The following is a 13,848-nucleotide window of genomic DNA, read 5'->3' as shown; positions in this document are numbered from 1 at the left end:
TTTCCCCATAAAAATAATCAACCCCCCCCCCCCCTCCGGGGGCCGCCCCCCCCCCCGCCCCGGGGGGCGCCCGGGCCGCCCCCCCGGCCGGGCCGCCGGCTTTCGCGGGACCGGACGACCGGGAACGGGGGTCCGCCGACCGGTGGTGCCGCCGGCCTCCGGACCTGCCGGTCTCCCGGTGGAACACCGCGGGGCGGCCCCTCCTCCGAGGAGGAGGGGCCGCCCCGCGGGCGTCGGGAGGTGTGCGCCGGGTGTCAGTGGTGGTCGCGGCTGCCCAGGTGGTGGACCTGGACCATGTTGGTGTTGCCGGGGATGCCGGGGGGCGAGCCGGCGGTGACGATCACGGTGTCGCCCTCGGTGAGGCGGTTCATCCGCAGCAGCTCGCGGTCGACCTGCTGCACCATCTCGTCGGTGGTCTCGACCTGCTCGGTCACGTACGCCTCGACGCCCCAGCTCAGCGAGAGCTGGGCGCGGGTGGAGGCGTCCGGGGTGAACGCGATCACCGGGATCGGCGAGCGGTAGCGGGACAGCCGGCGGGCGGTGTCGCCGGACTTGGTGAACGCGACCAGCGCCTTGCCGTTGAGGAAGTCGCCCAGCTCGCACGCGGCGCGGGCGATGGAGCCGCCCTGGGTGCGCGGCTTGCGGCCCGGGTTCAGCGGCTGGAGGCCCTGCGAGAGCAGCTCCTCCTCGGCCTTCTCGGCGATCCGGCTCATGGTCTTGACCGTCTCGACCGGGTACTTGCCCACGCTGGACTCGGCGGACAGCATGACCGCGTCCGCACCGTCGAGGATGGCGTTGGCGACGTCCGAGACCTCGGCGCGGGTCGGGCGCGAGGCGTGGATCATCGACTCCATCATCTGGGTGGCGACGATGACCGGCTTGGCGTTGCGGCGGCAGAGCGTGATCAGTTGCTTCTGCACCAGCGGCACCCGCTCCAGCGGGTACTCGACGGCGAGGTCGCCGCGGGCGACCATGACGGCGTCAAAGGCGAGGACGATCTCCTCCATGGCCTCGACGGCCTGCGGCTTCTCGATCTTGGCGATGACCGGGACGCGGATGCCGACCTCGTCCATCACCTTGTGGACGTCGTCGATGTCGGCGGCGTTGCGGACGAAGGACAGCGCGACCATGTCGACGCCCAGCTGGAGGGCGAACCGCAGGTCGTCCTTGTCCTTCTCGGAGAGGGCGGGCACGTTGACGGCCGCGCCGGGCAGGTTGATGCCCTTGTTGTTCGAGAGCACGCCGCCCTCGACCACCACGGTCTTCACCCGCGGGCCGTCGACGCTGACGACCTCCAGGGCGATGACGCCGTCGTTGATCAGGATCGGGTCGCCGGGCTTCACGTCGCCGGGCAGGCCCTTGTAGGTGGTGCCGCAGATGTGCTGGTCCCCGGGCACATCCTCGGTGGTGATGGTGAAGGTGTCGCCGTTGTCGACGGTCACCGGTCCGTTGGCGAAGGTGGCCAGCCGGATCTTCGGGCCCTGCAGGTCGGCCAGCACACCGATGGTGCGGCCGGTGTCCTCGGACACCTGGCGGACCTTGCGGTACCGCTCCTCGTGCTCCGGGTGGGAGCCGTGGCTCATGTTGAGTCGGGCGACGTTCATGCCCGCTTCGACGATGGCCTTCAGCTGTTCGTAGGAGTCCGTGGCCGGACCCAGGGTGCAGACAATTTTCGCTCGGCGCATATCCGTCAGTCTATCCGTTCGAGTTATCGGTGCATTGCGTCCGAATCGGGAGGAATCGCCAACGAACCATCCCGAGGGGTGGGACGCTGACGGGTTGTCATCTCAAATGCTGTCGTGCACTAGGGCAAAGGCCTGCCTGGCGATCTCCAGCTCCTCGTCGGTGGGCACCACCGCGACCGTCACCCGGGAGAGTGCCGGCGAGATCACCCGGGCCGCACCGGAGCGCACCGCGTTCAGCGCCGGGTCCACCTCGATGCCCAGCGCCGACAGCCCCGCGCAGGCCGCCTCCCGGACGGGCGCCGCGTTCTCGCCCACCCCCGCGGTGAAGGCGATCGCGTCCACCCGGCCCAGCACCGCGAAGTACGCGCCGATGTACTTGCGCAGCCGGTGCACGTACGTGTCGAAGGCCAGCCGGGCCTCCTCGTCGCCCTCGCCGGCCCGGCGCAGCACCTCGCGCATGTCGTTGTCCCCGCACAGGCCGAGCAGGCCGCTGCGGCGGTTCAGCAGGTCGTCGATCTCATCGATCGTCAGGCCGCCCACCCGGTGCAGGTGGAAGACCAGCCCGGGGTCCGCGTCACCGGAACGGGTGCCCATCACCAGGCCCTCCAGCGGCGTCAGCCCCATGGACGTCTCCACGCAGACCCCGCCGGCCACCGCCGAGGCGGACGCGCCGTTGCCCAGGTGCAGCACGATCACGTTCAGCTCGGCCGGGTCGCGGCCGAGCAGCCGGGCGGTCGCCCGCGAGACGTACTGGTGCGAGGTGCCGTGGAAGCCGTACCGGCGCACCCGGTGCTCGTCGGCCGTCTTCCGGTCGATCGCGTAGCGGGCCGCGGCCTCCGGGACGGTCGCGTGGAAGGCGGTGTCGAAGACGGCGACCTGCGGCAGGTCCGGCCGCAGCCCGCGGGCCACCTCGATGCCGATGATGTTGGCCGGGTTGTGCAGCGGCGCGACCGGGATCAGCCGGCGGATCTCGGCGACCACCTCGTCGGTGATCAGCGTCGGCGCGGTGAACCGCTGCCCGCCGTGGACGACCCGGTGCCCGATCGCGGCGATCTCGGGCGAGTCCAGGCCCAGGCCGTCGGCCGCCAGCTCCTCGGCGACGGCCGCCAGGGCCGCGGTGTGGTCGGCGAACACCTCCAGCCGCTCGCGCCGCTCCCCGGCGGCCGGGGTGTGCACCAGCCGGCCGTTCGCCTCGCCGATCCGCTCGACCAGCCCGGCCGCCGGGCGGGAGCCGTCCAGCATGTCGATCAGCTGGTACTTCACGGAGGAGGACCCCGCGTTCAGGACGAGGACCAGAGTCCCTTCGGTCACTGTTCGGCTCCTTCGGCGGGGCGCTGCGACTGGATGGCGGTGATCGCGACGGTGTTGACGATGTCCTCGACGAGGGCGCCGCGCGACAGGTCGTTGACCGGCTTGCGCAGGCCCTGCAGCACCGGCCCGACCGCCACCGCGCCCGCCGAGCGCTGCACCGCCTTGTACGTGTTGTTGCCGGTGTTGAGGTCCGGGAAGACCAGCACGGTGGCCCGGCCCGCCACCGTGGAGCCCGGCAGCTTGGTCGCGGCGACCAGCGGGTCGACCGCGGCGTCGTACTGGATCGGGCCCTCCACCAGGATGTCCGGCCGCTCCCGGCGGACGATCTCCGTCGCCTCCCGGACCTTGTCCACATTCGCGCCCGAACCGGAGGTGCCGGTGGAGTACGAGAGCATCGCCACCCGCGGCTCCACCCCGAACTGGGCGGCCGTCTCCGCGGACTGGATCGCGATGTCGGCCAGCTGCTGGGCGTCCGGGTCCGGGTTGACCGCGCAGTCGCCGTACACCAGCACCCGGTCCGCCAGGCACATGAAGAACACCGAGGAGACGATCGCCGCCCCCGGGGACGTCTTGATCACCTCGAACGCCGGGCGGATCGTCGCCGCGGTGGAGTGCACCGCCCCGGAGACCATGCCGTCGGCCAGCCCCTCCTGCACCATCAGCGTGCCGAAGTACGAGACGTCGGTGACCACGTCCAGTGCCCGTTCCACCGTCATGCCCCTGTGCGCGCGCAGCTTCGCGTACAGCTCGCCGAAGCCCTCCCGCAGCGGGCTGGTGGCCGGGTCGACGATCCGCAGCCGGGACCGGTCGGCGGCCTCCTCGGGGTGCGGCAGCTCGATGCCGAGCGAGGCCGCCCGGCGGAGCACCGCATCGGGCTCGCCCAGCAGGGTGAGATCGCAGATGTTGCGGCGCAGCAGCACCTCGGCGGCCCGCAGCACTCGCTCCTCGGTGCCCTCCGGCAGCACGATGTGCCGGCGCTGCGAGCGGGCCCGTTCCAGCAGCGCGTGCTCGAACATCATCGGGGTGACCCGCTCGGACCGGCCGAGCTCTATTCGCTTGGTCAACTCGGCGGTGTCCACGTGGAGTTCGAACAGGCCGAGGGCTATCTCGGCCTTCCGCTGGCTGTCCGGCCCGATCCGGCCCTCCAGATGGGTGAGCGCCGCCGCGGTCAGCCAGCTGCCCTCCGGCACCACCGCGACCGGCGTGCCCGGCGCGAGCCGGGAGGCGAGCGCCATCACGTTCGGCCCGGGATGCTGCCCGAGGGTGAGCAGTACGCCGGCGATCGGCGGCGCCCCCGCCGCGTGCGCCGCCAGCGCACCGATCAGCAGGTCCGCCCGGTCGCCCGGGGTGACCACCAGGGCGCCCTCGGTCAGCGCGTCCAGGAACGTCGGCAGCATCGCGCCGCCGAACACGAAGGAGCGCACGTCCCGGGCCAGGCCCGCCGCGTCGCCCAGCAGCACCTCCGCACCGGTCGCCTCGGCCAGCTGCGCCACGGTCGGCGCCGACAGCGCCGGCTCCTCGGGGATCACGTGGACGGGCACCGGCAGCTTCTCGGTCAGCGTGCGCTGGATCTGCTGCTTGGCAGAGGGGGCCACCCGGTTGGCGATCATCGCCAGGGTCGAGCAGCCGAGGTCGGTGTACGCCCGGTGCGCGTTGCGGACCTCGGCGACCACCGCGTGCGCGTCCTCGTCCTGGCCGCCGACCACGGGCAGCACCCAGGCGCCGAACTCGTTGGCGAGCCGGGCGTTGAAGGCCAGCTCGTCCGGGATGTTGGTGCCGGCGAAGTCGGTGCCGAGCACCAGCACCGCCTGGCAGCGCCGCTCCACCGACCGGAAGCGGTCGACCAGCACCGACACCAGCTCGTCCTGGCCCTGCGCGGCCTGCAGGGCGGCGGCCTCCTCGTAGCCGAGGCCGTACAGGTCCGCCACCGGCAGGTCGACCCGGTAGCGGGCGCGGAGCAGCTCGACGACGTGGTCGGAGCCGGCCTCGCCGGGGGCGCCCGTGTGCACCAGCGGGCGGAACACGCCGACCGTGTCCACCTGGCGGGTGAGCAGTTCCATGACCCCGAGTTCGACGACCTGCCGGCCGTCCCCCCGGCCGATACCGGTCACGTACACGCTGCGCGCCACGCGGCTCACTCCGTCCTGCCGTCCGGGAAGCGGTCAATGTTGACCTTACCCGGGCACATGTGGTGGCAGTGACTCGCCCGCTCGCCTCCGGGCCCTCCTGATCCGGCGCCGACACTCTCCCCCAGCCTGACGGCTGGGAGGTGCCCCCATGCTCCGTCGCTGCGCTCCCTCGCTCCTCGCTTTCGGCACCGGCGGGCCCTTCGGCTCGGGGCGGGGCGCCCCCTGCGCCTCGGCGTACGAAGGGCCGCCCCGGAGGTGTCCGGGGCGGCCCTGGGCGGGTACTGCTGCCTTCAGCTGGGGCGGAGCCACACGGTGGAGAGTGGCGGAAGGACCAGTTCGGCGCTGCGGTCCTGGCCGTTCCAGCCGGTGGCCTCGGCCTTGACCGGGTGGGAGTTGCCGGTGCCGCTGCCGCCGTACTCCTCGGCGTCGGTGTTCAGCGCCTCCTCCCACAGCTGGTCGGTGCCGGGCAGCGCCGGCAGGCCGACCCGGAAGCCGTGCCGGACCACCGGGGAGAAGTTGCAGACCGCGACCAGCGGGGTGCCGTCGGCCGCGTACCGGACGAAGGAGAGCACGTTGTCGTCGGCCGCGCCGCCGTCCAGCCAGCGGAAGCCGTCCGGGGTGGTGTCCTGCTCCCACAGCGCCGGGGTGTCCCGGTAGGTGCGGTTGAGGTCGCCCACCAGCCGCTGCACGCCGAGGTGCTCGGCGGAGGCCGGCCAGTCGTCGCCGAGCACCCACCACTGCGGGCCGTGCTCGTGGTCCCACTCGGCGCCCTGGGCGAACTCCTGGCCCATGAAGAGCAGCTGCTTGCCGGGGTGGGCCCACATGAAGCCGAGGTACGCCCGGTGGTTGGCGCGCTGCTGCCACCAGTCGCCGGGCATCTTGGAGACCAGCGCCTGCTTGCCGTGCACCACCTCGTCGTGCGAGATCGGCAGGATGTAGTTCTCCGAGTAGGCGTACACCATCGAGAAGGTCATCTCGTTGTGGTGGTACTTGCGGTGCACCGGGTCCTTGGACATGTACACCAGCGAGTCGTGCATCCAGCCCATGTTCCACTTGAGGCCGAAGCCGAGGCCGCCGCTGTCGGTGGGCCGGGTGACGCCGTCCCAGGCGGTGGACTCCTCCGCGATGGTGAGCACGCCGGGGCAGCGGCGGTAGACCGTTGCGTTCATCTCCTGAAGGAAGGAGGCGGCGTCGAGGTTCTCCCGGCCGCCGAAGACGTTCGGCGACCAGGCACCGCCCTCGCGGGAGTAGTCGAGGTAGAGCATGGAGGCGACGGCGTCCACCCGCAGGCCGTCGACGTGGAACTCCTCGCACCAGTACACCGCGTTGGCGACCAGGAAGTTGCGGACCTCGGTGCGGCCGTAGTCGAACTCCAGGGTGCCCCAGTCGGGGTGCTCGGCGCGCAGCGGGTCGGCGGGCTCGTACAGCGGCTCGCCGTCGAAGCGGGCGAGGCCGAAGCCGTCCTTGGGGAAGTGAGCGGGCACCCAGTCGACGATCACGCCGATGCCGGCCCGGTGCAGGGCGTCGACCAGGTACTTGAAGTCGTCCGGGCCGCCGAGCCGGGCGGTCGGCGCGTAGAAGCCGGTGACCTGGTAGCCCCAGGAGCCGCCGAACGGGTGCTCCATCACCGGCATGAACTCGACGTGGGTGAAGCCCAGGCCGGCCAGGTAGCCGGGCAGCACCTCGGCGATCTCGCGGTAGCTCGTCAGGTCCGGCCGCCAGGAGGCCAGGTGGAGCTCGTAGACCGACATCGGCTCCCTGTGGTGCACGGTGCCGGCCCGCCGGGCCATCCAGTCGGCGTCGCCCCAGGTGTAGTCGGAGGTGTGCACGACCGAGGCGGTCTCCGGCGGGCACTGGGCGGCGCGGGCCAGCGGGTCGGCCTTCTGCAGCACCCAGCCCTGACGGGTGCGGATCTCGTACTTGTAGGTGGTGCCCTCGGCGAGGCCGGGGACGAACAGCTCCCAGATGCCCGATGAGCCGAGCGAGCGCATCGGGTGGCCGGTGCCGTCCCAGTGGTTGAAGTCGCCGACCAGCCGGACGCCGACCGCGTTCGGCGCCCAGACCGCGAAGGAGGTGCCGGCCACCCCGCCCACCTCGCGGACGTGGCTGCCGAGCACCCGCCACAGCTGCTCGTGCCGGCCCTCGGAGATCAGGTGCAGGTCCAGCTCTCCGAGGGTCGGCGCGGCACGGTAGCCGTCCTCCTGCTCCAGCGGCTCGCCGCCCGGGTAGGTCACCCGGAGCGAGTACGGCGGGTACTCCCGGCCCGCCAGCAGCCCGGTGAACAGACCGGACTGCTGGTGGGTCAGCTCGGCCGGACCGAACTCCGTCACCACCACGACCCGCTCCGCGAACGGGCGCAGCACCCGGATCGCGGTGCCCTCCAGGGTGGCGTGCGCGCCGAGGAGGGAGTGCGGGTCGTGGTGCACGCCGGAGACCAGCCGGTCCACCTCGGCCGGCGGCAGCGGGGCCTCCGGCAGCCGCAGCGGGGACGACGCCGACTTCCCGGCCCGCGGTGGTGCCACGGGCTCGCGCCGCCGGGCCGCCCGGGCCCGCCGGGCCGGCGCGGACGCTCCGGAGCCCGCCCGGACGGCGGCGGGCGGAGGGGTGGTGGAGCTGTCGGGCGTGGGTCCGAGCGGTGTCACGTCGGGTCCTCCTGGTGCGGGGATGCGGGCGTCAGACGGTCAGGGCCAGACGGTTGATGGCGGCCAGCGGGATCGGCAGCCAGCTCGGGCGGTGCCGGGCCTCGTACACGACCTCGTACACCGCCTTGTCGATCTCCAGGGCGCGCAGCAGCTCCGGCGCGGTGGCCGGGTCCATGCCGCCGCCGGCCGTGTAGCCGGCGCAGTACGCGGCCCGGTTGCGGGCCGCCCAGGCATTGGCGAGGTGGGCCAGTTCCGGGTCGGGGCCGGGCGTCCCGGCGAGCAGGTGCGCGGCCGCGTAGTCGAAGGAGCGGAGCATCGCCGCGACGTCCCGCAGCGCGGGCTGCGGCAGCCGGCGCTCGGCCAGCGGCTTGGCCGGCTCCCCCTCGAAGTCCAGCAGCACCCAGCCCTGCGGGGTGCGCATCGCCTGGCCGAGGTGCAGGTCGCCGTGGATGCGCTGGACGGACAGGCCCTCCAGATGGTCGGCGGTGAGCTGCTGGAAGGCGGCGCGCAGGGCCGATCGGTAGCGGAGCAGGCCGGGCACGGCGGCAACGGCACTGTCCAGCCGGTCGGCCATGGCGCCGGCCAGCCGGCCGATCTCGGTGCGGTCGAGCCGGGCGGTGGGCATGGAGCGGGCCAGCACCCGGTGCACCTCGGCGGTGGCCCGGCCGAGCCGGTGCGCCTCGACCGCGAAGTTGCCCGGCGTCGGGTCGCCCTTCAGCCGGGCCACCTGGTCGAGGGCGAGCTCCCAGCCGTCCTCGGCGTCCGGCAGGTAGCGCTGGAGCAGGCCGAGAGTGGCCGGTTCCGAGCGCTCCAGCCGGGACTCGAACCAGGCGGCGACCCGCGGGATGCGGGTGGAGCCGGCCCGGGAGAGCGCCAGGGAGAGCTCGAGGTCCGGGTTGGTGCCGGGGCTGATCCTCCGGAACAGCTTGAGGATGAAGGACGTCCCGTAGATCACCGAGCTGTTGGACTGCTCGGCGGTGGAGGCCCGGCCGGGCAGGTTGCCGGGCAGGCCCGGGCCCGGGGTGCGGCGGAAGGACAGGGCGCCGAACCGGTCGCCGGTGGCCAGGTGCTCCAGCAGGCGCCCGGTCAGCTCGGGGTCGTGCACCGCGTCGTAGAGCACCGCGCCGTCGTGCGGCCCGCCGCCGGCGAGCCGGCCGAGGACGGCGGCCGGGCCGATCCCGGACGGGTCCTGCGAGCGGATGCCGAGCAGCAGCTGGTAGATGTCGCCCTGGGCGGCCGCCCCGGTGCCGTGCTCCACCCGCAGCAGCAGGTGCAGCAGGGTCGGGTCGCCGACCTGGAGCGGGGTGCCGACCACCGGGGTGAGCCCGCTGATCGGGCGCCCCTTCCCGGCGTACCAGCGCTGGGTGGGGAGCCAGTCGGCGATCAGCGGCAGGGCGGCGCCCACGAGTTCGCTGATCCCGGCGGTGGTTCTCCGCCCCGTGGTCCCGCGCGTGCCGACGGGCCCGGGGGCGCCGTCGGGTAGGTCGCGGTGCACGTGGGCTTGAGAACGGGAGGTTTCGGACATGACTCCCTTTCCCCGGAAGCGGGCCGGCTGCCCGAGGTCGTCACCGGGCCTGTCAGTCTTCCGGATTTCGGCGGCGCGGCGGCGGAGGCACGCGAGCGGGGCTCGGGTGTCACGCCATAGTGTGGGTGGCCGTTGGGCTGTTCTCCGTACGCGATGGTGCGAAGACCCCTGCGGGGACGCGGGGGTGGTGACTCTCGCGCCCCCGCAGGGTTGTCGCCTGGCGACCTGGTGGATCGTTACTTCGGGCGCCGGGCGGCCGCCGCTACTTGATTCCGGGCTTCCTCAGCTGGAACCAGTAGAAGCCGTGCCCGGCGAGGGTGAGCAGATAGGGCCACTCACCGATGGACGGGAAGCGCACGCCGCCGATCAGCTCGACCGGGTACCGCCCCCCGTACCGCCGCAGGTCCAGTTCGGTCGGCTGCGCGAACCGCGAGAAGTTGTTCACGCACATGACCAGGTCTCCCTCGTACTCGCGCACGAAGGCCAGCACCGCGGGGTTGCTGGAGGGCAGCTCGGTGTAGCTGCCGAGGCCGAACGCAGGGTTGAGCTTGCGGATCTCGATCATGCGACGCGTCCAGTGCAGCAGCGAACTCGAACTGCTTTGCTGTGCTTCGACGTTGGTCACCTGATAGCCGTACACCGGGTCCATGATGGGCGGCAGACTGAGCCTGCCCGGGTCGGCGGAGGAGAAACCCGCGTTGCGGTCCGGCGTCCACTGCATCGGGGTGCGGACGCCGTCCCGGTCGCCGAGCCAGATGTTGTCGCCCATGCCGATCTCGTCGCCGTAGTACAGCACGGGCGAACCGGGCAGCGAGAGCAGCAGGGCGGTGAAGAGCTCGATCTGGTTCCGGTCGTTCTCCAGCAGCGGTGCGAGCCGCCGGCGGATGCCCACGTTGGCCCGCATCCGCGGGTCCTTCGCGTACTCCGCGTACATGTAGTCGCGCTCCTCGTCGGTGACCATCTCCAGGGTCAGCTCGTCGTGGTTGCGCAGGAAGATGCCCCACTGGCAGCCGGAGGGGATCGCCGGCGTCTTGGCGAGGATCTCCGAGACCGGGTAGCGCGACTCCCGGCGGACCGCCATGAAGATCCGCGGCATCACCGGGAAGTGGAACGCCATGTGGCACTCGTCGCCGCCCGAGGCGAAGTCCCCGAAGTAGTCGACGACGTCCTCGGGCCACTGGTTGGCCTCGGCCAGCAGCACCGTGTCCGGGTAGTCGGCGTCAATCTCCTTGCGGAGCCGCTTGAGGAACTCGTGGGTCTCCGGGAGGTTCTCGCAGTTGGTGCCCTCCCGGGCGTACAGGTACGGCACCGCGTCCAGCCGGAAGCCGTCGATCCCGAGGTCCAGCCAGAACCGCAGGGCGGCGACGACCTCCTCCTGCACCCGCGGGTTGTCGTAGTTGAGGTCCGGTTGGTGGGAGAAGAACCGGTGCCAGAAGTACTGCTTCCGGACCGGGTCGTACGTCCAGTTGGAGGTCTCGGTGTCGACGAAGATGATGCGGGCGTCCGGGTACTGCTTGTCGTCGTCGGCCCACATGTAGAAGTCGCCGTACGGCCCGTCGGGGTCGGTGCGCGACGCCTGGAACCACGGGTGCTGGTCGCTGGTGTGGTTGACCACGAAGTCGATGATCACCCGCATGCCGCGGGCGTGGGCGGCGTCGACGAACTCCACGAAGTCGGCGAGGTCGCCGAACTCCGGGAGGACCGACTTGTAGTCGGCCACGTCGTACCCGCCGTCCCGCAGCGGTGAGGCGAAGAAGGGCGGCAGCCAGAGGCAGTCCACCCCCAGCCACTGCAGGTAGTCGAGCTTCGAGGTGAGCCCCTTGAGGTCACCCACACCGTCGCCGTTGCTGTCCTGGAAGGAACGGACCAGGACCTCGTAGAAGACCGCGCGTTTGAACCACTCGGGGTCGCGGTCCCTGGCCGGCGTCTCGGCGAAGGTGTCGGGAACGGGCTCGTTGACTGTCACTGAGGGTGCCTCCGGACGGTGAGGAGGTGGGCCGGCTCGGCGGATGGGTCGAGCCGGACGTAGTTGTGGCGGCCCCAGTGGTAGGTGGCGCCGGTGAGCTCGTCGTGCACCGCCAGCGGCAGCTCCGTGTCGAGGGTGACGGTGGCCTCCTGGACGTGGTGCGGGTCCAGGTTCACCACGGTGATCACGTGGTCCTCGATGCCGTCCTCGCCGGTCGCCCGCTTGGAGTAGGCGATGACCTGCTCGTTGTCCGTGGGGTGGAAGCGCAGGTCGCGCAGCTGCTGGAGGGCCGGGTGCCGGCGGCGGAGCCGGTTGAGGGCGGTGAGGAGCGGGGCGAGGGTGTCCTGCCGGCTCCAGTCGCGCGGGCGCAGCTCGTACTTCTCGGAGTGCGCGTACTCCTCCGACCCGGGGTGCGCGGGCTCGTTCTCGTAGTGCTCGTAGCCCGCGTAGACGCCGTAGCTCGGCGCGAGGGTCGCCGCCAGCACGGCGCGGACGGCGAACGCGGCCGGCCCGCCGTGCTGGAGGTACTCGTGCAGGATGTCCGGGGTGTTGGCGAAGAAGTTCGGCCGCATGTACGAGGCCGCGTCGCCGGTGAGCTCGGTGAGGTATTCGGTGAGCTCGTGCTTGGTGGTGCGCCAGGTGAAATAGGTGTACGACTGGTGGAATCCGATCTTCCCCAGGGTGTGCATCATTGCCGGGCGGGTGAACGCCTCGGCCAGGAAGATCACGTCCGGGTCGGTGCGGGCGATGTCGCCGAGCACCTTCTCCCAGAACACCACGGGCTTGGTGTGCGGATTGTCGACCCGGAAGATCCGCACCCCGTGGCCCATCCAGAAGCGCAGGATGCGGACGGTCTCCTTGACCAGGCCGTCGAAGTCCTGGTCGAAGTTGATCGGGTAGATGTCCTGGTACTTCTTCGGCGGATTCTCGGCGTACGCGATGCTGCCGTCGGCGCGGTGGCCGAACCACTCGGGGTGCTTGTTGACCCAGGGGTGGTCCGGCGAGCACTGCAGGGCGAAGTCCAGCGCGATCTCCAGGCCCAGCGACTCGGCCTCGGCGACGAAGCGGTCGAAGTCCTCCAGGGTGCCGAGGTCCGGGTGGACGGCGTCGTGGCCGCCCTCCGGCGAGCCGATCGCCCAGGGTGAGCCCACGTCGTGCGGACCGGCCGTCAGGGAGTTGTCCGGGCCCTTGCGGTAGGCGCGGCCGATCGGGTGAACGGGCGGCAGGTAGACCACGTCGAAGCCCATCGCCGCGACCGCGGGCAGCCGCTCGGCGGCGGTGCGCAGGGTGCCGGAGACCGGCGGCTGCAGGCCCGACGGGTCGACGACGGCGCCCTCCGAGCGCGGGAAGAACTCGTACCAGGCGCCGTACAGCGCCCGTTTGCGGTCCACCTGGAGCGGCAGCGGGCGGCTGGCGCTGACCAGTTCGCGCAGCGGGTGACGCTCGAGCAGGGTGAGCACCTCGGGGGCGAGCGCGGCCGCGTACCGGCTCAGCGGGGGCAGCCCCGGGTCGCGCAGCGCGTCCACCGCGGCCAGCACGTGCGCCCGGCCGTCCTTCTTGGGCACCCCGCCGGCCGCCCGCTCCAGCAGCTGGGCGCCCTCCTCCAGGACGAGCGCGGTGTCGATGCCGGCCGGGAGCTTCACCGCGGCGGTCTTCCGCCAGGTGGCGACCGGGTCGCTCCACGCCTCCACCAGGTACGACCAGCGGCCGGGCGAGGTCGGGGTGACGTGGGCGCCCCAGCGGTCGGAGCCGGGGGCGAGTTCGCGCATCGGCGTCCAGGGGCCGCTGCGGCCGCGCGGGTCGCGGAGCACGACGTTGGCGTTGACCGCGTCGTGGCCCTCGCGGAAGACGGTGGCGGTGACCTGGAAGCTCTCGCCCTCCACCGCCTTGGCCGGGCGCCGCCCGGAGTCGACGAGGGGGGTGACGTCCAGGACGGGGATGCGGCCGATCACGGTGTCGCTCTCTGTCTTGCGGGCGGTGCTCTTGCGGGTGGTGGTCTTGCGTGCGGCGGTCTTCTTGGCGGCGGTCTTCTTCGCGGCCGTCGCGCCGGCGGCCTCCCCGGCCGCGCTGCTCCCCGCCGCGGCGCTCTTGGCCGCAGTGCTCCTGGTGGTGGTGGTCTTGCCGGCCGCGGCCTTGGTGGTGCCGGCCCTGCGCGCCGCGGTCCGCTTGGCCGCGGGGGCGGCCTGTGCGGTGCTGCGGGCGGCTCGCGGGGCCGGCAGCGGCGGCTCCGTGGTCGGCGGTGTCTCGGGGCCCTCCGTCGTTGCGGTGGACTGGTCCCGCGTGTCGCCCTGCATGCCAAACTCCTGCCCGAATCGGCGGCGGCTCCCGTCGGCGACCGTGACGCCGACGGGAGTACCGGGAGGACTGTGGGGTGGGGTGGCCGTGCGTTCGGAACGGTGCCCGTGCGGGCGGACCCGGCGACCCGACCGCCGGCCCGGCGTCGTGACACGCCGCCACAAGGCGCGTGCGTCCCGGCGCGCGCCCTGTGGGGCGCGCCCCGGAGCGACCCGACCCACCCGAAAAACGACCGGGTGAGGTGTGAGGACACGCCAGTGGGCGACGGCAGCGGCCGAATGGGCGATGGAGGGTG

The 13,848-nt window shown here is 72.3% G+C and carries 7 protein-coding genes; all 7 read right to left on the bottom strand.

Going from position 1 to position 13,848, the window contains the following annotated elements; translation table 11 throughout:
• Nucleotides 1-254 precede the first annotated feature (254 nt).
• Nucleotides 255-1,685 carry a pyruvate kinase gene (gene pyk, locus AB0M03_RS13995; protein WP_363491636.1) on the bottom strand — a complete coding sequence of 477 codons (1,431 nt, stop codon included), beginning with the start codon at nt 1,683-1,685 and terminating at the stop codon, nt 255-257.
• Nucleotides 1,686-1,787: 102 nt separating this feature from the next.
• Nucleotides 1,788-2,996 (bottom strand): acetate kinase, encoded by a 1,209-nt coding sequence (locus AB0M03_RS13990; protein ID WP_363491635.1) that lies wholly within the window; start codon nt 2,994-2,996, stop codon nt 1,788-1,790.
• Nucleotides 2,993-5,125: a phosphate acetyltransferase gene (gene pta / locus AB0M03_RS13985; protein WP_363491634.1), complete on the bottom strand. Its 2,133-nt coding sequence runs from the start codon at nt 5,123-5,125 to the stop codon at nt 2,993-2,995. The genes AB0M03_RS13990 and pta overlap by 4 nt, the downstream gene beginning before the upstream one ends.
• Nucleotides 5,126-5,415: 290 nt before the next feature.
• Nucleotides 5,416-7,767, bottom strand: coding sequence for a 1,4-alpha-glucan branching protein GlgB (gene glgB / locus AB0M03_RS13980; protein ID WP_363491633.1), 2,352 nt, complete (start codon nt 7,765-7,767; stop codon nt 5,416-5,418).
• A gap of 31 nt (nt 7,768-7,798) precedes the next feature.
• Nucleotides 7,799-9,292: a maltokinase gene (locus tag AB0M03_RS13975; protein ID WP_363491632.1), complete on the bottom strand. Its 1,494-nt coding sequence runs from the start codon at nt 9,290-9,292 to the stop codon at nt 7,799-7,801.
• Nucleotides 9,293-9,554: 262 nt separating this feature from the next.
• Nucleotides 9,555-11,258, bottom strand: a complete 1,704-nt coding sequence (gene treS, locus AB0M03_RS13970; protein WP_363491631.1) for a maltose alpha-D-glucosyltransferase — start codon at nt 11,256-11,258, stop codon at nt 9,555-9,557.
• Nucleotides 11,255-13,210: an alpha-1,4-glucan--maltose-1-phosphate maltosyltransferase gene (locus tag AB0M03_RS13965; RefSeq protein ID WP_363491640.1), complete on the bottom strand. Its 1,956-nt coding sequence runs from the start codon at nt 13,208-13,210 to the stop codon at nt 11,255-11,257. The genes treS and AB0M03_RS13965 overlap by 4 nt, the downstream gene beginning before the upstream one ends.
• Nucleotides 13,211-13,848: the final 638 nt, after the last annotated feature.

It is taken from the genome of Kitasatospora sp. NPDC051914 (assembly GCF_040680995.1).
GTDB lineage: Bacteria > Actinomycetota > Actinomycetes > Streptomycetales > Streptomycetaceae > Kitasatospora.
The sequence above is the reverse complement of the archived record's forward strand: the minus strand, read 5'-3'. Positions and strand labels throughout refer to the sequence as shown.

Excerpts from the sequence above, each read along its gene's own strand:
- pyk (WP_363491636.1), bottom strand. The coding sequence starts at position 1,685 with ATGCGCCGAGCGAAAATTGTCTGCACCCTGGGTCCGGCCACGGACTCC.
- AB0M03_RS13975 (WP_363491632.1), bottom strand. The coding sequence starts at position 9,292 with ATGTCCGAAACCTCCCGTTCTCAAGCCCACGTGCACCGCGACCTACCC.